The sequence below is a fragment of the Pseudomonas sp. PNPG3 genome, from assembly GCF_023093815.1.
GTDB lineage: Bacteria > Pseudomonadota > Gammaproteobacteria > Pseudomonadales > Pseudomonadaceae > Aquipseudomonas > Aquipseudomonas asiatica.
In genome coordinates, this window is the sequence record NZ_JALLKV010000052.1 from 1 (window position 1) to 19,652 (window position 19,652).

At 57.8% G+C, this 19,652-nt stretch carries 19 protein-coding genes; 11 read left to right on the forward strand and 8 right to left on the reverse strand.

Going from position 1 to position 19,652, the window contains the following annotated elements; translation table 11 throughout:
• Positions 1-35: 35 nt before the first annotated feature.
• The 4 genes from MJ643_RS24415 to MJ643_RS24430 all read right to left on the reverse strand — a co-directional run bounded on the left by MJ643_RS24415 (position 36) and on the right by MJ643_RS24430 (position 4,591).
• Entirely contained in the window at positions 36-926 is an 891-nt protein-coding gene (locus MJ643_RS24415) for a TniB family NTP-binding protein (RefSeq protein ID WP_247727028.1), read from the reverse strand.
• An 86-nt stretch (positions 927-1,012) separates the two neighbouring features.
• Positions 1,013-2,869 (reverse strand): Mu transposase C-terminal domain-containing protein, encoded by a 1,857-nt coding sequence (locus MJ643_RS24420; RefSeq protein WP_080708201.1) that lies wholly within the window; start codon positions 2,867-2,869, stop codon positions 1,013-1,015.
• Between the two features lie 811 nt (positions 2,870-3,680).
• Positions 3,681-4,091 (reverse strand): alternative ribosome rescue aminoacyl-tRNA hydrolase ArfB, encoded by a 411-nt coding sequence (arfB, locus tag MJ643_RS24425; RefSeq protein ID WP_038410310.1) that lies wholly within the window; start codon positions 4,089-4,091, stop codon positions 3,681-3,683.
• A 77-nt stretch (positions 4,092-4,168) separates the two neighbouring features.
• A complete protein-coding gene (locus tag MJ643_RS24430) occupies positions 4,169-4,591 on the reverse strand; it encodes a hypothetical protein (protein WP_024087120.1) in 423 nt (140 codons plus the stop codon).
• 216 nt (positions 4,592-4,807) lie between these two features.
• Between MJ643_RS24430 and MJ643_RS24435 the strand changes: the two genes are divergently transcribed.
• Complete coding sequence (locus MJ643_RS24435; RefSeq protein WP_023663224.1) at positions 4,808-5,734, forward strand: LysR family transcriptional regulator; 927 nt, start codon at positions 4,808-4,810, stop codon at positions 5,732-5,734.
• 20 nt (positions 5,735-5,754) lie between these two features.
• Here MJ643_RS24435 and MJ643_RS24440 read toward each other — a convergent pair whose 3' ends face one another.
• Positions 5,755-6,216, reverse strand: a complete 462-nt coding sequence (locus tag MJ643_RS24440; protein ID WP_023663225.1) for a Rid family hydrolase — start codon at positions 6,214-6,216, stop codon at positions 5,755-5,757.
• A 263-nt stretch (positions 6,217-6,479) separates the two neighbouring features.
• On the opposite strand from MJ643_RS24440, the gene MJ643_RS24445 reads away from it, so the two are divergent.
• Positions 6,480-7,166 carry a hydrolase gene (locus tag MJ643_RS24445; RefSeq protein WP_013972601.1) on the forward strand — a complete coding sequence of 229 codons (687 nt, stop codon included), beginning with the start codon at positions 6,480-6,482 and terminating at the stop codon, positions 7,164-7,166.
• A gap of 169 nt (positions 7,167-7,335) precedes the next feature.
• Positions 7,336-7,788: an AraC family transcriptional regulator gene (locus MJ643_RS24450; protein WP_013972600.1), complete on the forward strand. Its 453-nt coding sequence runs from the start codon at positions 7,336-7,338 to the stop codon at positions 7,786-7,788.
• 47 nt (positions 7,789-7,835) lie between these two features.
• Here MJ643_RS24450 and MJ643_RS24455 read toward each other — a convergent pair whose 3' ends face one another.
• A complete protein-coding gene (locus tag MJ643_RS24455) occupies positions 7,836-8,315 on the reverse strand; it encodes an Lrp/AsnC family transcriptional regulator (protein WP_003258733.1) in 480 nt (159 codons plus the stop codon).
• A gap of 159 nt (positions 8,316-8,474) precedes the next feature.
• On the opposite strand from MJ643_RS24455, the gene MJ643_RS24460 reads away from it, so the two are divergent.
• The 5 genes from MJ643_RS24460 to MJ643_RS24480 all read left to right on the forward strand — a co-directional run bounded on the left by MJ643_RS24460 (position 8,475) and on the right by MJ643_RS24480 (position 14,689).
• Complete coding sequence (locus MJ643_RS24460) at positions 8,475-10,301, forward strand: tyrosinase family protein (RefSeq protein WP_169774827.1); 1,827 nt, start codon at positions 8,475-8,477, stop codon at positions 10,299-10,301.
• Positions 10,298-12,034, forward strand: coding sequence for a hypothetical protein (locus MJ643_RS24465; protein WP_023663301.1), 1,737 nt, complete (start codon positions 10,298-10,300; stop codon positions 12,032-12,034). Before MJ643_RS24460 ends, MJ643_RS24465 begins: the two co-directional genes overlap by 4 nt.
• A 79-nt stretch (positions 12,035-12,113) precedes the next feature.
• Positions 12,114-13,718, forward strand: coding sequence for a hypothetical protein (locus tag MJ643_RS24470; protein WP_024087116.1), 1,605 nt, complete (start codon positions 12,114-12,116; stop codon positions 13,716-13,718).
• 212 nt (positions 13,719-13,930) lie between these two features.
• The gene (locus MJ643_RS24475; protein ID WP_023663299.1) at positions 13,931-14,245 is read left to right on the forward strand and encodes a hypothetical protein; all 315 of its coding nucleotides are present in this window, start codon (positions 13,931-13,933) and stop codon (positions 14,243-14,245) included.
• A 66-nt stretch (positions 14,246-14,311) separates the two neighbouring features.
• Positions 14,312-14,689 carry an NUDIX domain-containing protein gene (locus tag MJ643_RS24480; RefSeq protein ID WP_024087115.1) on the forward strand — a complete coding sequence of 126 codons (378 nt, stop codon included), beginning with the start codon at positions 14,312-14,314 and terminating at the stop codon, positions 14,687-14,689.
• 45 nt (positions 14,690-14,734) lie between these two features.
• Here the strand turns inward: MJ643_RS24480 and MJ643_RS24485 are convergent, their stop codons facing one another.
• On the reverse strand, positions 14,735-15,688 hold the full coding sequence (locus MJ643_RS24485) for a GlxA family transcriptional regulator (protein WP_023663297.1): 954 nt from the start codon (positions 15,686-15,688) through the stop codon (positions 14,735-14,737).
• A gap of 106 nt (positions 15,689-15,794) precedes the next feature.
• Here MJ643_RS24485 and MJ643_RS24490 point away from each other — a divergent pair, with 106 nt between their 5' ends.
• The 3 genes from MJ643_RS24490 (at position 15,795) to MJ643_RS24500 (ending at position 18,605) form a co-directional block, all read left to right on the forward strand.
• Positions 15,795-16,592: an SDR family oxidoreductase gene (locus MJ643_RS24490; protein WP_015270283.1), complete on the forward strand. Its 798-nt coding sequence runs from the start codon at positions 15,795-15,797 to the stop codon at positions 16,590-16,592.
• 20 nt (positions 16,593-16,612) lie between these two features.
• Positions 16,613-17,377, forward strand: coding sequence for an SDR family NAD(P)-dependent oxidoreductase (locus MJ643_RS24495; protein WP_015270282.1), 765 nt, complete (start codon positions 16,613-16,615; stop codon positions 17,375-17,377).
• Between the two features lie 220 nt (positions 17,378-17,597).
• Positions 17,598-18,605, forward strand: a complete 1,008-nt coding sequence (locus MJ643_RS24500) for a zinc-binding alcohol dehydrogenase family protein (protein WP_013972591.1) — start codon at positions 17,598-17,600, stop codon at positions 18,603-18,605.
• A gap of 49 nt (positions 18,606-18,654) precedes the next feature.
• On the opposite strand, the gene MJ643_RS24505 is transcribed toward MJ643_RS24500, so the two are convergent.
• Positions 18,655-19,629, reverse strand: a complete 975-nt coding sequence (locus MJ643_RS24505) for a LysR family transcriptional regulator (protein ID WP_013972590.1) — start codon at positions 19,627-19,629, stop codon at positions 18,655-18,657.
• Positions 19,630-19,652: the final 23 nt, after the last annotated feature.

Genomic DNA, 19,652 nt, shown 5'->3' on the forward strand with positions numbered 1-19,652 from the left:
ATCAGCGTAGGCTGAAGTCAGTCAGAAATACAGGGCTATTTCAGACCATCCTTAGGCTTTGTTTGCGGTTCATTGATCTGATAACCGTACCTTTGTGTAATTCTGCTAATGTCCTGGAACTGTTTTTCATGAATACGCTCAACTCCAGTCGCAATAGCATCCATTGCAAACGCCTTGATGATCTTCACAACGTTATCCATGATGCCGAACGATTTAGCGTGAAGTAGCGCCCGAACCCGCTGATCAGCGATATTTGAAGGAAGCTTCAAGGGCAGGTGTGATTCATAAGCCGCGATGAAATCCGTAAAGTTTTGATCATTCTCCCAAGGCGGCAACAAAAACCGAACAAAGCGCCTGTTGATTTGATCATCATAACCAAGCACATCAGCCGTCCTGAGGTCACCGCATACAATCAGGCACAGTCGACATGGATCGCCTGAAAGGTTCTTCATAAGCGAAAGCGTCGTACCTGTCTGCCCATAAGCCTGAAACAATGCATCATGAAGCTCATCAACGACTAATCCTTTTACATTTTCAGCCTCTATGACCCTCACAACTGAAGCGGTTCTATCTCCCGATTTTACATTAAACCTAACCCCGAACGCCTCGCAAACTGAATGATGTAATCGGTAACGATCAAGGTTCTCGCTGAGGTTTACAAATTTCAATTTGTGTTCCGCGAGAACGTTAAGGTCAATCAAACGCTTAACCACTGCTGACTTACCAGAACCTCCCGTACCAATAATAGAGATACAGGATGCGGTAATCTGGTTTTCCGTCTCGAGAATATAGCCGATACATTCGAAAATATCATCGAAAGCAGGCGTGTTAATCCAAATGTCATGACGGCATATGGTAATCCTTTTTCGATCGGGGAGATCTGCCAGGTGCCGCTTCTGTGGAATAATGTGCTCATACTTCTCCATCAAATAAACCCCTCGAACAATATAAAGCCGGAACAACTTAAGTGTAAGTGCAAGAGCCTTTTTTCAAATGCTCTCGCACCTACAAATCAGAGCAGATAATCAAGCGGATCAATGATTTTCCTTGGGACTAGCACCTCCGGCTGTGGAGCTGGTATGGCGGGTGTCTGCTTTGGTTCAGGAACGGCAGGAATGTGATCGATTTCGGGAGTAGGCTCCATATTAGAATCAATTTGAACCTCGCCATTCCTCAGACCTTTCTCATAATCTGCCGTTTGCTTCACTGCCGCATCAACAATGCGATCTTGTCGTTCCAGCGCATTATCGGCGTATGGATCATCCACCTCTCCCGCTGGCACGGCAGGCACAAACTTGTGCTGCTTATAAGTTTTATCAGCCTTGTATGCCTCATATATTCTCGGCCAACTTCTTCTACTGTAACTACATGGGACTCTTACAAAAACCCCATCAAGGTTAGCCCATATGTAATCCAGGCAATTATGATCAAAACGAATATCGGTGCGAGTTCCGCGATATGCATCTAGATCTCTTGAGTTGTAACGTCGGCCATTGTAGGCAATACCGTACGGGTGAATCCGGCACCTGTATGCTGAAGGCAGGAAGTCTGTTCGGAATTTGTTTACCTCCTCATCTGGCACCACCGGTATACCTTCCTTCGCATAGTGCTCCCAAGCCTGCCTTGGCGTACAACCTAATCCTCTATGTTTTATTCCGTGATACTTGATCACCTCATTTATAAACCAGTCGCACAGCTGAACAAGATCCATCGTTGCGTCTTGCTCGCTAGATAAATATTTTCTTTCACCGGTATTTCTTCCTGTCGCCCCTGGCACAAAGCGTACGTTTGACATAAAGGTTCCGATCACACGCTCAATGGTTCCTCCATACCACTTTTTGTCTTTGGGTCGGTGCACCCAAGAAATACCCCAATGATCTTGACACTTATTCCGCAGTTCAGGGCTCAAAAACTCAAGGGCGTTATCTGTTCTTATGCATTTGAACAGTCCATGAAAAGGATGCTCGCTTGGTTCATACCCCCACCACTTCATCCACTCATCTTTCGGGAGGACTGCCATCACCAACGCATTTTGAACCGTTTGGATATTGGGATGCCTCAAACTGATGTAAAACCCAAGGATCACCCGTGTGGCCATATCGATGATCATTGTTACCCAAGGTCTGCCGAGGATCACCTTTCGATGAATGTGGTGGACGACAAATACGTCCATCTCGGTATGATCCATCTGCACATCAGAAAGAAGGCCTTCCACATGAAACTTCTTCGACATAGTCCCGTGAAGTTCATGCGCACGCTCCTTAGCGTACTTTCTTAGATTGCGCTCCCGAAGAGGCTTGGCTTTAATAAACTTCGTGACTATGTGCTTTGTCGGAGGATCCAGCCCGAGCTTTCTTGCAAAGCGTTGGGCGTACCTACAAACATCTGCATGCGATGCACCTGGGCCGTTCCATCTTCGATCGTACGCCCGCTGTATCACCTCCAATATTTGCGGTGGTGCGCGAACATGACCGGGGACGGGGCCCCTCTTGCCCCTTATGAACTCGGGCGCACTATCACCGACTAATTGATAACTTGTATCATCAGCGCACTCTCCTAAGCTTTGCTCATCGGTATGAACAGATTTGTAAATCGTAAGCAGCTTGTAAAATTGTGCGCGCTTGACGCCAATCCTTTTCATTGCCGCTTCGCGATCTATGTTGTTACACACAAAATCCCTTAGAACCTTCTTTCTTAACTCTGCCTGTTGTAGCTCTTGTTCGCTAGCCGTCTCCTCCTTGAAAGGTATAACGTACTCCGGTTGGTATTCAAGGCCACTAGACACCCAAGGGGTGGGTATCGGTGATTGCTGTGGCTCGATGACTGTTACTTGGTCGCCTACATTTTTCGTACTGGGTGGATCCTTCATCTTACCTCCTTACTATCAGCCTCCTGTTCACTGCCCTCTTTGAATCGACGTTGGTTAGGCTAGCTCAAGATTTCGTCGGCCTGCAAGGGCGCTACTTTTCCAGCTCACTGAGTAGTACGAGTTTAACTTAGAATCCCCTGTACAAACATCCAAGAAGTAATGCGTATATTGATGGACTCGGTTTTTATATAAATTAGTTTGGCTAACGATTTCATCGAAGCATTAATCTCGAACGATCAAGCGCTTACAAATGAAAAAATCCACACTATTATTTATCAATGCCAGGCATTAAATTCATTAAATTTATGCCTTGGCGGAATAACCTCTATTCTAAAATATTATGAAAAAAACCATCGACTGGATGGTGATTCAAGACTCGAACCTTTACAGGGAAGGCCACCAGCCTCATCACCAGGGATTCGTTTCTGACTATCAGACAGTACGTTTAGTGGCCACGTAGCCTTCCAGCAGGCAAAAACAGCCTAGCGCGCAGTGCTTGCTGGTGTTTGAACAATCAGAACCTGTTTCTGCGCGGCGAATACGTCGCGCAGGGACTCTTCGCACAAAGTGAAGGATCTATGGTTACGCCATCCTCACGGATGAACGTTGGTGCTTGGTGGGCGCATCTCGTCGGAGTTGGAGCGGTTCGCTTCAGCTCAGCATGATGCAGGCTATCTCGGGTGACGAATTAATCGGAATAGTTGAAAAGGCATAAAGAGATAATCGGACTCTGGATTCTCAATTCTGATTAATCCGTTACCTCAAGAAAAATCGTACTGACTTCATAGGCTTATGGGAGTCTGATTAATCCTCAACGCTCACAGCCCCGACCCGCCTTGACAGTGCTGCGCCTGGCTTTTCCTTCGAGGCGACGGGTCTTCGAGCCGAGGGTTGGCTTGGTGGGACGGCGTTTCTTCTCGGTCTTGCCGGCATTGATGATCAACTCGGCAAGGCGCGCCAGTGCATCCGCACGGTTCTGCTCCTGTGTGCGGTATTGTTGTGCCTTGATGATCAACACGCCGTCGCCGGTGATGCGATTGTCACGCACCGCCAACAACCGCTCCTTGTAAAACTCGGGTAGCGACGAGGCAGTGATGTCGAAGCGTAGATGCACGGCGCTGGACACCTTGTTGACATTCTGCCCGCCTGCGCCTTGCGCGCGGATGTATGTCAGTTCGATTTCGGCGTCTGGCAGGTGCACATTATTAGAGATGGTCAGCATGGCATGGCCCTTGTGATTCCCCTCCATTATCCAGGGGCCCCAAGCAACCATGCCAGTCATTGATGTACGCAGCACCATCACATCAGGCAATAGAATTCCCTAACCTCTGCCACAATCTCTCCCTTCGCATCATAAAGCCTCGCCTCTGGCGTCATGGCCATGGAGCGGGCCTCGAGCACGTAGCGCTGCCCAGCCTTGAAATGCTCGTAGTCGATGGTCAGGTAGCATTGCCTTACCGTGGTACCTCCCATCAGGCTGATGCCACCGCCACCATTTACTTCGTAGTCGAACCTGACGACCAATTCATGGCTGCCGGGGCTGACCTCAAAGAAGCGCCCATCACGCAGGCGTTGTGTATCCAGGCGTTCGGCCAACAGCACACGGTCATTCGGGAATGGCGTCGAGAGATCGACCCAAGCCATCTGTGGGTTGGCAGTTGGCATCGGCGCTTGGCAACCCGCAAATGCAGCGATCGCCAACAACAGTGTCAACTTGCGCATGAGTAATTCCCCAAAGACTCTCGGCTCAACAGACAGGATAACGCCGACAAGTGTTGAGTGTGCATGAAGGGACGACCGAAGCCCCCTCCTTCGCCTTCATGCTGATACTTGGTTCACGCGACCCCTTCTCGTATGATCGTCGCAATCTGATCTGGAACGGATTTCGTGAAGTCGTTACCTGGAAATGTCCCAATTACCCCGGCTACCCCCAAGGACGTGAAATGGAACGTGGGCGAGGCTGCCAACCAGCTCTCATGGGACGACCTGCGGATCATCAAAACGCTCAGTGAGTGTGGCAATCGCGCTGCCACAGCCAAGAAGCTCGGCATCAACGTGTCCACCGTCTCCCGCAGGGTCTCCCAGGTTGAAAAAACACTTGGCGTAGCCTTGTTCGATCACCGCAAATCAGGCTATTTGCTAACAATCGAGGGCGCGGAATTACGTGCACTCGCCGAGCGCGTGGAGCTGGACATTGTCAGCGTGACGCGGCGTGTCTCACGTGCCGGCCAGGGGCCACTCGGAAAGCTTCGTATCACCACCAGCGACTCACTGCTGCTTTACTTCCTCACCCCCATCATCGCGGACTTCAAGGCCCTCAATGAAGGCATCACGATTGAGGTGCTGGTGGGCAACGAATCACTGAGCCTTGCGCGAGACGAATCGGATATTGCGGTTCGAGCGACCAGGAAACCCGCCGAAAGCCTGGTGGGCCGCAAACTGGCCACAATCGCCTGGGCTCCCTACGGCAGCAGCAACCACACATCGCCTACTCCTCTGTTCACTGAAGGCCAGGCATGGGTTTCCTATTCCGCAGCGCTACGCGGGCTCAAGGCAACGAGCTATGTCGAAAACAGGGTCGCAGCCGAGTGCATCTCGTACCGCACCGATTCGGTTGCGGCGGCAAGTGCTGCAATCGCGGCGGGCCTGGGGGTGGGATTTTTGCCCTGCATGCTGGGTGATATCACGCCAGGGCTTGAACGCGTCGGCCCGGTGGTGCCGGAGCTGCAGGATGAGCTGTGGCTGCTGACGCACCAGGACATCCGCAAATCGTGGCGGGTCAAAGCATTCATGACGTTCTGTGCAGCTGCCGTTGCCAACCAGAAGCCGTTGATCGAGGGCCAACTGGTACTCCCGGTCACATAGAGCGAAACCGGGAGTGCAAGTCACTCAGCGCGTGAGCCAAGTACCGCTTTGCAGGCGATTTCGATCAGCTGTGGGCGCTGGGCAAGCCTCGATACGCCGATGATGTTGCTGGCGCATTGAGGCCGTTCCGTGCCGTAGGCGGCCTTGCGCACCTTGCCGACCACGGCAAAGGCCGCGTCCATGTCCAGCACGTACAGCGTCTCTTCCACGACATCTTCAAGCGTCGCCCCGTATAGCGCGAGCAGCTTGGCAATATTGTCGTAGGCGGCGCGCATCTGATCCCCCATCGAAGAGAAATCACAGGGCCTGCCGTCACGATCCAAGGGTGCCGGCGCGACCAGGTTGCCTTCTTCGTCATGATTGAACTGGCCCGATACGTAGATCTCGTCCCCTACCCGCCGTGCCTGCGGATACCCGTAAGAATTCTCCCACGGAACGCCCCAATAAGCGGTTTGTTTGTTGAGTGGTTGTGAAGCTGCCATCGCTTTCTCCTGGCGTAAACCGGATCAGGTAGACCCGCGTTTGCGTGCGAATACTAGCAACAGGATGAACAAACGAAGGGCGCATTAATGCGCCTTTGAGAGCGCAAAAGTGCGCCACCGCTTCGTTCTGCGATTGGCTATCTTGTTCTCGGACTCAAGCAACGGGCATCACTGAGGACGTCATCCAGTGCCTCAGCACAGCCTGCAGAAAACAGGCGCCGTGACTTGTGCGATGACCATCATCCAGGTGACAGGGAACACAAATGAACAATCCGAAAACTGAAGTACTGACCCCATTCAACAGCCAGCTGATCTTCATCGATCAGCAGCCACAGATGGCCTTCGGCGTTCAGAGCATCGACCGCCAGACGCTGAAGAACAACACCGTGGGCCTGGCCAAGGCAGCCAGGATCTTCAATGTGCCCACCACCATCACGACGGTCGAGACTGAAAGCTTCTCTGGGCACACCTACCCCGAACTGCTCGCCGTCTTCCCCGACGCTCCGCTGCTGGAGCGAACCTCCATGAACTCCTGGGATGACCAGAAGGTGCGTGACGCGCTGAAGAAAAACGGGCGCAACAAGATCATCGTTTCCGGCCTGTGGACGGAGGTGTGCAACACCACCTTCGCGCTGTCGGCGATGAACGATGCCGGCTATGAAATCTACATGGTTGCCGACGCCTCCGGTGGCACCACCAAGGAAGCCCACGATTACGCCATGCAGCGCATGATTCAGGCAGGCGTGGTTCCGGTGACCTGGCAACAAGTGCTGCTGGAGTGGCAACGCGACTGGAAAAACCGCGACACCTACGATGCCGTCATGGCACTGGTGAAAGAACACTCCGGCGCCTACGGCATGGGTGTCGACTATGCCTACACCATGGTGCACAAAGCACCAGAGCGCGTTCAGCACGGCCCAACCCTGGCCCCGGTTGCTGCCGCTGTCTGACCATTGCCAGCCCCTGCATCCAGGGGCTGTTCATTGACCCGCTGATGGGTACGCCGGCTGGCTGAGCCAGGCCATCGAATCGAGCGTTATCGTCTGTAGCCCGCCCGAGGCTGCAGTGGCCTGCCCTGCCCACTCTAAACGTGCCCATTTCACTGATTGATGGATCTGTATGAACAGTGATCACTGCACTGTGCTGGCGACTGTCGCACTGAAAACGACCGGGCTCCTCAAGCCCTGGCAGGTCACGACTGCCAAGAGGTTAATGCTGGAGAACCTGGACACTGGCATAACCGTTACGGAAGTCGCCCAAGCCTGCTCGTTGTCGCGTAGCCATTTCACACGAATGTTCAGGGATACCATGCACGTGCCCCCGCAACAGTGGATGCGTGAACAACGGTTGCGCAAAAGCAAGGAGCTACTGGGGGGCTCGGGAATGATGCTCGCTGAGATCGCACTGGAGTGCGGTTTCTGCGATCAGTCCCACTTTTGCCGCACATTCGTGAAGGCCGAGGGAATATCGCCGCAGGCCTGGCAGCGACAAGCGTCCACTCAAACTGAGCCTTTGCTCAATCAAGGAGCACATCTGTACTCTTCCGACGCAACGGCAGCAATCTACCTCTGAATAAATGCTGAGTATCACGAGCGGTTCAGGGTACCGCGCTAGCTTTGTCAGGCATCGACAGCCTGCTGCAACCCTCCTCCCAGCGGCAATTCATATGATTTCTTCACCGTACGCACCACCAGCGTCGAGGAATAAGTGCGAATCGGAATATCCCGGTAAGTGTCGAGAAACCGGTAGATATAGTCGGTGTACTCGGTGGCATCGCGAAACTTGGCAACCATCACGAAATCGAACTCGCCCGTCATCAGGTAACAGTCCTGAATCTCCGGGTGGCTGGCCAGGATGTGCTGCATCTTGCGGTCAATGTCGTTGCTGTCGCGGTCCAGCTTCACCAGAAAGAAGGCAGTCACCTGAATGCCAAGCTTGCGCTCGTCCAGTATCGCGACCTTGGCCTTGATGATGCCTGCGCTCTCCAGGCGCCTGATACGCCGGTAGCAACTGGTGGAAGACAGCCCAACGCTGTCGCTGAGCAACTCCAGATTCTGGCTGCAATCCTTTTGCAGCTTTCCCAGAATCTTCAGATCCATGGCGTCTGTCATTTTTCACGTGTCTTCCCTGAAAAACTGCAATGAATCCGCCGCAAGGACGCGCCAATTTGCACGATTCCCTGCGCGCCAGCTCTTTACCATCAACTGAGCTTAGCAGCCCGGCCGAATATGGCCTGCGGGGCGCATGAGAGGGACCTTATGATCATCGCGAAACCGACATGGACCGCGGACATCCACGGCCTTTTTACCGCTCCCTACTGGATTCCTGCTGCGCAGCGCGCGGCCGTGGCAGCCTCCTGGACCGGGTGCATGAACGCCTATTTCGTCTACCTGGACGACCCGGGCTCGGTCAAAACCTGGTCAGAAACCATCTACCAGCACCTGGCCTCGCGAAACATGCCGCTGACCCTCGACCAGCAACAGTTCTGGCCGATCGATGCGCTGGAAACCTTCAGGTTGTGGGTCAACCAGGGCTGGCGCCTGAACGCCGATTCTCCCTTCGATCTGGCCGAGCGCATCCCACCACCCGACCTGCCCCAATCGGTCAGGCGGGTGAGAAAGGACATCCGCGCCCTGACCCTTGAGGAACTGAACCTGTACCGCGCCCGCCTGGACGATGTAATGCAGGTGGGCGACCCCGACAGTGGTTCGCCCTGGCAACGTTACGCCTACATCCACACCAACTGGTGCCTGCATTATCAGGAGGCGTTTGCCCTCTGGCACCGGGCCTACCTGTTGTATCTGGAACAACTGATCGACTGTGCCATTCCCTATTGGGACTGGATGGCCGAAGACGCCAGCGTCGACGGCAGCCCCCAGGCCGGCCTGCCCCAGGCTTTTCTCGATGAAACCTATGTGCACCCCCACACCGGCGAAACCCGGCCCAACCCCCTGCGCTACGCGGCCGCCAAGGATGGTTGTTCGAAAGTGTGCGCCAGCGGTGCGGTCAAAGGGGTGGACTGCCGGTATGTGCAGCGCGACCGGTTGTTCTACACCCACGGTGACGACTCGCGTTCGGAGCGCACCCGTTTGTTCGGCATGAGCCGGATTTTCCAGCAACAGGTGGTGGATGCCCTGAAGTTCACCACCTTCAGCCAACCACAGGGCGTGCCCGGTTATCCGTGGGCCAACATCCCGGTGTTCGACCCGCCCCAGAAGGACAGCCTGTACCCCAACCGTGCCCTCAACTTCGACGGCCTGTACGAGCAACCCCACGACAACTATCACGGCTGGATCGGCGGTGACATGGCCGACAACGCCTACACCGCCTTCGACCCGGTGTTCTGCTCCTACCACGCCAACATCGATCGCATGCTCGAGGTATGGATCAGGGCCAACCCCGGGGCGCAATTCACCACGCAGTGCCTGCTCCAGCCGTTCTCCGGTCACGATGCCACGCAGCTCACATTCACCAGCGCCGACGCCTGGCGCTACACCACCATCGGCGACATGGCCCAGGACAGCCGGCACATCGGCTACGACTACGGCGTGCCGGTGGCCCCACAATTCGGCGCGCCCAAGGCGGCCACCGGCGCCTGCTGCAAGCACAGCGCAACAGCCGGGCCTGCCGCGGGCAACGCCGCAGGGCCCGGGCCGTGGGTGGTGTTCGATCACGTGCGCTGCACCCATGACACCTATCTGATCGATGTCTTTCTCGACCAGCCCGACGCTGCCACGCAGCACATCAGCGCCGACAACCCCCATTACGTGGGGCGCTTCAGCCGTATCGGCATGGGGCTGGTGGACGACAAGGGCCGATGCATCACCCACGGCGTGTCCCGCGCACTGAATGCGGCCCGCAACGCCGCTGCGCTGGGCCTTGCCCGCGGCGACGCGGTGCAGTTGTCGCTGGTGGTGACCCACCTCGACAGCGGCCGCGTGCTGACGCCTGACGAATACACGACGCTGCCCGGTTTCATCGCCCAACTGGTGTGGGACGACCCGCGCCAGACCCTCGCCGGCCCGCCCCCGGTCGCCGGCTGCTGCTCTGCTTCCACCTCACGCACATCAGGAGAACCGACATGAGCACGCCCTTCAAGCAGTTCACCTCTCCCGCCGGCCAAGCCCCCAAGGACTACAACAAGCTGGGCCTGGAAGACCAGTTGCCGCAGTTTGAAACCGACTGGAACAACAACCTCACCGGCTGGACCGAATCGTCGATCATCGGCAACCCCTGGTCGGGCCTGAACGACGCCCCCCGCTCGGGTTACTACAACCCGCTGGTGGAAGGTTTCGGCGACGTGACCGCCCCGGCGATCACCTGGGCGCCCTTCCCCAACCGGCTCTGGACGTTCTTCTACAACAACGGTGCGGCGGTCATTCCCCAGCTGGGTGGCAAGGCCATGACCCTGGACCAGGTGATGGAATTGACCGACCACGGCCAGATCACCCTCGACAACACCCTCTACATGCTCTACGACCCCAACAAGCAAGGTACCGTGCTGCAACTGCCGGCCAAGCGCTGCCCGAGCATCGACTGGAACGGCAAGTACACGGCGTTCTCGCCTTCCGGCCCACGGGGCTGGCTCGACGAGTACTGCGAGTGGTCGATCGTACGCGATGCCAACGGCAACATGCGCAAGATCACCTTCACCTGCGAAAACCCCGCGTACTTCCTGACCATGTGGCGCATCGACCCGAACGCAGTACTGGGCCTGTATCGCGACTACATCGACCCGAACGTGCAACTCGAAGACCTGTACCTGCGCTACGCCGTCGACTGCCCGACCGGCAAAGCCGGCGACCCGGTCATCGACCCCACCACCGGCAAGCCGGCCTATGACACCGTCAACAAATGGAACGCCGGAACGGCCTGTGTACCCGGCCAGTACGGCGGTGCGATGCACCTGACCTCCGGCCCCAATACCCTCAGCGCCGAGGTGTACCTGGCCGCCGCCGCCACCATCCTGCGCCCGGTGAGCAGCAGCCAGAACGCCCAGTCGTTGATCTGCTGCGCGCAGTACGGGCAAAACTATCGCAACTCTGATCCGCACATCGGTTTCATGGCCAATACCACGGCGGTGAACAACCGACTGTCGCTGACCAACCCCATTGGCCTGTACTTGCAGCAGCCCACCGATTTCAGCGCCTGGAAGGGCCCGCAAGGCCAGGACGTGAGCCAGTACTGGCGCATCACGCGCGGTACGGCGAAGTCGGCCGCCAATGGTTCCGACCAGATCCTGCAGGCGGTGTTCGAGGTGCCGGAAAGCGCTGGTTTCTCGATCAATGACATCACCATCAACAACCAGAAGGTCAACTATGTGTGGGTCATCGCCCAACAACTGCTGGTCGGCCTGAGCGTCACCGTCAAGCCGCTCAGCACCACGCCTCAAGCGTTCCCATGCGTGCAGGACCGGGTGGCCGGCCTGCAACCCTGGCCAGTGCAACTGCTGCCGCTGGACCTGTTCTACGGGCAATCCCCCACCGACCTGCCCGCCTGGCTTGCACCGGGTAGCAGCAACCAGTTCGTGCTGGTGGTGCAAGGTGCCGACCCGACTACCACGGCGCAGAATGCAAGGGTGCAATTCTCCAACCCCGGGGTGACGGCGCAGGTCACCCAGTACCTGCCCGACGCATCGGCCATTCCTGGCCAGACCAACTCGGGCGGCACCCAGGCCTACATTCTGACCATCACGGTCAGCCCCTCCGCAGCACCCGGCCTGGTGGCAGTGCGTGCCCTCAACCCGGGTGAAGATGTGAACGTGAGCGCGACAGACCACCCTTGGGAATCTGGCCTGGCGCTGGTGCCTGGCGCCTGAGCCACGCCACTTACGCCACTTACGCCCTTCTACCGCCGCACCTTCGGGTGCGGCTTCACAGCTTGCAAGGAGCGCAATGATGCCCAGGTCACGCTTGAGTCTTCTGTCGCTGCTGTGCGGCATTCTACTGTGCCTGTCGACCCCGCAACTTGCCACGGCGGCCACGCTGTCGGACGCCGATACCTGTGTACAGCAGCAATTGGTGTTCAACCCGGCTAGCGGGGGATTCCTGCCGGTCAACAACTTCAATGCCACCAGCCAGGCGTTCATGAACTGCTTTGGCTGGCAATTGTTCATTGCCTTGAACTGGCCGGTGAACCCCGGTTGGCCGGCCACCGCCAGCCTTGCGGGTGAACCCGACATGCAGAGCACGCTGGCGCAGTTCGGGGTCCCCTCCGCACCGGGTCAGCCCATGAGCGTGGCCCCGGTATGGGCCAGCTACAAGGACGCCAACGACATCTTCCTGCCCGGCGCACCCACGCCTACCGGCTGGGGTGTGCAAACCCTGGTGCCGTCCGGCTGCAGCACCCAGGGTAGCCTCAAGGCGCTCAAGGTGGGCGCACGCAAGTTCATGAACGCCACCTCCGAAGGCGCGATCAATGCCTTGCACGGTTTCCACCTGTCGACCGGGACACTTGCGTCCATTCCCGACCCGGTCATGGAGGCGTCCGGCGGCTGGCTGACGGACCAGGCGGGCAAGCTGGTGTTTTTCGAACGCAAGGTGGGCAAGGCCGAGTTCGACTACATCGTCGACAAGGGGCTCTACGACGCTGCCAACCAGTTGAAGGTCGCGCAAAACCTCGACGGCCAGACACCGGAGGGCCTGTCGCTGCCCATCGGCGAACCGATGCGCTCACTGCCAACCTCCCCAGTGCCACAGGAGCAACTGGGCGCGATCGAGCTCAAGGCCGCCTGGCGGGTTCTGACCGGCAAACCCGAGCTGTTCGGGCGCTACCTGACTACCGTCGCCTGGCTCAAACGCCCCGACACGCTGGAGTGTACCCAGGAGGTGGTGGGGCTGGTGGGCCTGCATATCATCAACAAGACCCAGGCTTCGCCCAACTTCATCTGGACCACCTTCGAGCAGGTGGACAACGTGCCCGAACCGGCCCAGGTCCCGCCGCAACAAACCCCGCCGAACGGGTTCGCCTTCAACAACCCTGACTGTGGCGACGGCCCCGAGTGCACACCGAACCAAGCCCGTATCCAGTGCAAGCAAACGCATCCCGACAAGGACTGCACCGATCTCTTCCCACGCGACCAGCCGGTACAGACCACCCGCGAACACCCCGTGCCCGGCGACCTGCAGGCCCTCAACAGCGCGGTACAAGCCAACTTCGCGCAGCACAGCCAAGGCAAGTCGGTGTTCCAGTACTACAAGCTGATCAACGTACTCTGGACCCTCGCCCCCAATCCGCCCAGCCCGGAACCGGGCGCCAACGCGCAAGTGCCGCTGTCGTACGGGCCGTTCATCAGCCAGGGCAACGTGCCGGTGGCCAACACCACCATGGAGACCTACGTGCAGGGTGATGACTGCAATCAGTGCCATCAGTACGCGACGATTGCCGGCAGCCCGTCATTGGCCTCGGATTTCTCTTTCCTGTTCAACAGTGCCGGCTCCGCCAGCAACAAAAGCCTGATCAAAAGCGTCAAAGCCTTCGAAACCCTCAAGGACCGCCCCTGAACCGCAAAAGGGGCGATCACCGATCGCCCCGAACAGGGTTTCGCAGATGGCGCTGCCCTTCAGGCACCTTCCTGTCCACACACCAAAATCTCGTACCCCTGAAATTCATGCGTTTAGTCAGCTAGCCAAATATTCCTTGCATACCGCGCGAACGGGCCTCGGTCATAACAGTACACACAGACCTTCCTGTGTCTGACACGAGGTAAGCGATCATGGCAAACAATCAAGACAAAGGTGGCAACCAGGGCAATGCTGACACCGGCATGGGCAACAATACTGCCGGGGCTGGCCAGCAAGGCGGCCAAGGTTCGGGGGGGCGGATGCCCGGTCAGCAGCAAGGTGGCAGCCAATCCGGCCAAAAACCTGAGGACAAGATGAACAAGGACTGGGAACGTTCCCGTGATACGGGCAGCCAGGGCGGCCAGGGTTCAACCGACAAGCAGAACCAGAACCTGCAAGACAAGGACCGCATGGGTGGTCAGCAAAACCAGGCAGATGATCAGCAGCAGTGGGATAAAGAGCGCTGATAATCAGCAGCGGGCATCAGGGTGATTGCTGCCCTGATGCCACCTCCATGGTCCGGGAGGGGCATGATGAACAACGCCAGAGAACGACACTCGACTGTCATTTGCCTGCAAGCAGGGCGCATCCTTTTCGTGCGCAAGCAAGGCGCTGAATGGGCGTTGCCAGGCGGGAAGATTGACCCAGGCGAGCACCACCTGGATACAGCGCAGCGCGAGCTGATGGAGGAAACTTGCCTACCCTTCAATGGTGCTCGATTCCTCAACCATTACGTGCTCGCAGGTGAGGAGCACTACCTCTATCAGCTGCCTGTTGAAGCGGGAGCAAAGCCTGCTGCAGATCACGAGATAGTCGAGTGCCGCTGGTTCACTGCCCCAGAGCTTCACGAAGTTCGGGTCAAGCCATCAAACATCGAGTTGCTTGAACGAGAACACCTGCTTCCTGTGTAGTGGATCAGAGCCAGAAAGCGCACATCCACCGGGCTGCGTGCGTTGTCATTCAACCAATACGACCCGCCGGGCATCTCTTCGCACGGCTTGAGGCGGGACACCAAAACCACGAATGAACACCTCCCGCATGTGCCGCCGGTCCCTGAACCCGGTTTCCTTCGCCACCACATCCAGGCTGTGGCGACTCTGCTCGATCATCAGGCGGGCAGCCTCAAGACGCAGGCTTTCCACAGCCTTGGCAGGTGACTGACCTGTCTCGGCAGTGAATACGCGGGTAAATTGTCGGGGGCTCAAATGCACGGACTCGGCGAGCTCTTCGACACTAAGTGGACGGCTCAAATGCTTGCGTGCGTAATCCAGGGCGTTTTGTATCCGATCAGACTTCGGCGAAAGCGCCAGCAACTCGGAATGCTGCGATTGCCCTCCGGAGCGCCGCTGATGCATCACCAGCTTGCGTGCCACTGACCTGGCCATCTCGGTTCCCAGGTCTTTTTCCACCATACCCAGTGCCATGTCCAGGGCGGCGGTCATCCCGGCGGACGTCCAGATCTGCCCGTCCACAATGAAGATTCGGTCTTCTTCCACTTCGATCTTCGGGTGCAGTTCACGCAACTTTTTCGCATAGGCCCAATGTGTCGTGGCCCGCCGGTTGTCCAGCACGCCTGCCTGGGCCAACACGAAACAGCCGGTGCACAGACCGGCAGTGCGTCGAGCGCCATCGACAAAGCCTCTGACGCTGGCCAGCACTTCCTCGCCTGGCGGAGTCAGCGGCGTCAGGGTTCCCGTGATCATCCAGGTATCAGCCAGACCAGGAGCGCCCAACGGCAGCGTGTCCATGTACATGCCCAGGGAAGAACGCACCGTGCCGCCGCCGATGGAAAAATTCTGGATCTTGTAAACCGTTTCGCCCGCGACAATGTTCGCGAACTCGAACACGGCCTGCGTCGCCAGCGACATGATCTGGAAACCTTCGGTGATGAGATAGCCGACCCGGTGCATGGTTGGAGCTCCACATTAGATGTCCTGAAAACGTACCATATGTGTCGTTTAAGACAAAGACGACCTTCTGCATCATGGGCTCCACATCCAACAACGGAGCATGACCATGAAGCAGCAATTCAAAGGCACTGCCCTCATCACTGGCGCCTCTACCGGCATCGGCTCGATCTACGCAGAACGCTTGGCGCGTCGGGGTTACGACCTGGTGCTGGTGGCCCGCAACCGGGAGCGCCTCAATACGCTGGCCAGCCGGCTGACTACGGAAACCCGGCAGAACGTGGAGGTGTTTCCGGCAGACCTGGCAAACACAGATGACCTGGCCAAGGTAGAGCGGAAATTGCGCGAGGACGCCAGTATCAGCCTGCTGGTGAACAACGCAGGCATAGGCACCCACACCAGCCTGCTGGAAAGTGATGTCGAGCGCATGGCTGAAATGATCACCCTCAACGTCACCGCCCTCACCCGCCTCACCTACGCGGCCATCCCCGGATTTGTCGCCCGTGCGCAAGGCGCCGTGATCAACATCTCGTCCGTTGTCAGCCTGGCGCCGGAGCTGCTCAATGGTGTGTACGGTGGCAGCAAGGCGTATGTCACCGCCTTTACCCAGTCCCTGCACAAGGAGCTTGCGGACAAAGGCATAAGGATCCAGGCAGTGCTGCCAGGAGCCACCGCCACCGACTTCTGGCAGATCGGCGGCTTGCCGGTCGAAAACCTTGATCCGGGCATCGTGATGTCGGCCCAGGACCTGGTGGACGGTGCCCTGCAGGACTTTGACGACGAGGTACTGATCTCTATCCCCTCGATGCATGACCTGAAGTCCTTCGAACGCTACGAGGCCAGCCGGCAAGCCCTGTTCGGCCAGTTGTCCAGCAATCAGCTTGCCCCTCGCTACAACGCCAACTGAACAATGCAAGGAGACGGATCATGAAACTTAGCGCAAACACCATTTTCATTACCGGCGGTACCTCAGGCATCGGCCGCGCCCTGGCCGAGGCATTCCACCAACGTGGCAATAAAGTGATCGTTGCGGGGCGCCGTCAGGCACTGTTGGATGAAATCGCCCAGGCCAACCCGGGGATCGATACAGTGCGCCTGGACATCAATGATCCGCAGCAGATCAAGGAGGTGGCCCAGGATGTGATCCGCCGCCATCCTGCATTGAACGTGATCATCAACAATGCCGGCGTCATGCCGTTCGACAATCCGGCTTCCGGGGACCTCGACGACGAACAAGCAGTGAGCCTGCTGCAGACCAACCTGCTCGGCCCGGTGCGCGTCAGCGCGGCCTTCGTCGAGCACCTCAAGCGCCAACCGGATGCTTGCATCATCAATAACAGTTCGGTTCTGGCCTACCTGCCGCTAGCGGCCACCGCGTTGTATTCGGCGACCAAGGCCGCCATCCACTCCTACTCACTGTCGCAACGGTTCAGCCTGCGTGACACCAGCGTCAAGGTACTGGAAATTGCGCCCCCTTGGGTGGACACCGATCTGATTCACAAGAGCGGTGATGAGCGCGCCATGCCGCTGGATGATTTTATCCAGGAAACCTTGGTCAAGCTCGAATCCGCAACCACGGAAGTCCTGGTGGATCGTGTCGTCCCGCTGCGAGCCAACCAGGGCCTGAACGAACACGAACTGATTCACCAGTTCAACCTGGCGCTGGTTGAGAACCCGATCCCTGTTGCCTGACCCAATTCCCGAATCCCGACAACGTTGCGCAGTCTGTTGGCAACGTTCCACCACAAGGCTGCCGATTGCTGCCGCCCGGTCCAAGGGAGCCCTTTCAACCCGGGCGGCAGCTAGCCGATTTTCAGCGAAACGCGGAAAGTGTTCCGGCAATAGCCCGGTTTTTCAGGGGGGCCGACACGATTAGCCTGTTACCACTGTTTACCTGAAAGGTCACATCCCAATGAAAGCAATCGTCTACGACACCCCCGGCCTCCCGATCCAGGATTCCCGATCGTTGTACGAGCACGAACTGCCCAAACCCACGCCCGGCGCCAGGGACCTGTTGGTGGAAGTCAAAGCTATCGCAGTAAACCCGGTCGATACCAAGGTCAGAGCCAGCCGCAGCGGCGCCCATCCCCAGGTGTTGGGATGGGATGCCGTGGGCGTCGTTCGCGAGGTCGGCGCCGAGGTGTCGTTGTTCCAGCCTGGCGATGAAGTGTTCTACGCCGGCGCGATCGACCGCCCGGGCACTTACAGCGAATTTCACCTGGTCGACGAACGCATCGTCGGGCACAAGCCTCGTACTCTGGACAATGCCAGTGCCGCAGCCTTGCCGCTGACGTCCATCACCGCCTGGGAGCTGCTGTTCGACCGCCTGGGTGTTGAGGAAAATGGCGGCGCTGGCAAGAGCCTGCTGATCATCGGTGCCGGCGGCGGGGTTGGTTCGATCCTGGTACAGCTTGCACGCAAGCGTACCCAGCTCAAGGTGATCGGTACCGCGTCACGGCCTGAAACCCAGGCCTGGGTCAGCGAACTCGGAGCACATCACGTCATCGACCATTCGGCATCCTTTGCCCTGCAACTGGAGCAACTCCAGCTCAACCCAGTGGATTACGTGATCAGCCTGACTCACACCGATGCGTACCTCGCGCAGATCGTCGAAGTCCTGCGCCCACAGGGCAAGCTCGCGCTGATCGATGACCCTGAGCATCTTGATGTCGTGCCGTTCAAGCGCAAATCGCTGTCGGTGCACTGGGAGCTGATGTTCACCCGCTCGCTGTACCAGACCGAGGACATGATCAAGCAGCACCATCTGCTGGAGAAAGTCTCGGCGCTGGTCGACGAAGGGGTCATCAAGACCACCGTTGGCGAGCACTTCGGCAGCATCAATGCCAGCAACCTCAAACGCGCCCATGCCCTGATCGAAAGCGGCAAGGCAAAAGGCAAGATTGTCCTGGAAGGCTTCTGAGCATTCATCCAGTCAAGGTAACCAAGGCGGGGCCATGAGCCCCGTCAGCTTATCCATCAGCAGCGATGAGCTGCTCGAATCGCTCCGCCAGAAACGCTCTGAGCACCTGCACAGCAGGTGTGAGCGAGGTTCGATGAGCGCACACCAGTTGCAACGGCGCAGGTTGGCCGTAATCCCAAGGAAACAACTCGACCAGCCGCCCAGCGCGTATGTCCGCCAGAACGTCCAGCCTGGATTTGTAAACGATCCCCAATCCTTCAACACCCCAGCGCCGAACGACATCGGCGTCATCGCTCAAGCGGTCGCCTGTAACCTGGACGGTCTTGATTCCATCGGGCAAATGGAAGCTCCATCGCTCGTAAGTCTGCTCGCCCATCACATAGCGCAGGCAATTATGCCTGCCCAGGTCTTCCAGAGCGTCTGGCGCCCCATGTCGTGCCAAGTAACGAGGTGAGGCGCAGACCGTTCTGCGATTCCCTGGGGCGAGCATCAGTGAAACTAGGCTGGAGTCTGCCAGTTGCCCATACCTGATACTCGCATCCAGTTGCTGGCCGACAAGGTCGGCCACCTGATCGCTGACCCGCAGTTGCAGCGTCACCTTGGGGTTCAACCGCTGGAAATCGTCGAGCCAGGGCAGCAGCAGATTCCTGCCAATATCCGAAGGGATGGACAGGCGAAGTGTACCCGCGATCTCATCTCTCCCTTCGGTCAGCGCCACCTCACCGGCGTCCAGTGCGTCCAAGGCCTGACGGGCATGGGGCAGATATCGCTCGCCATCATCCGAGAGCCGCAAACGCCTCGTGGAGCGCACGAACAACCTGGCACCCAGGCTGCTTTCCAGTCGCTGGACAGCCCCGCTGGCCAAGGCCGGTGAAATATCCAACAACCTGGCCGCTGCCGAGAAGCTGCCGGCAAAGGCTGTTGTGACGAAGACCTGAAGATCATCAAACCGAACTGTTTTCTTCACTGTGGCGAATTCTTGACCTGGCGCGTGGGCCAAAGCGTAGCGACATTGCGCAGCCATTCCCAGCCTGGGCCTACAACATT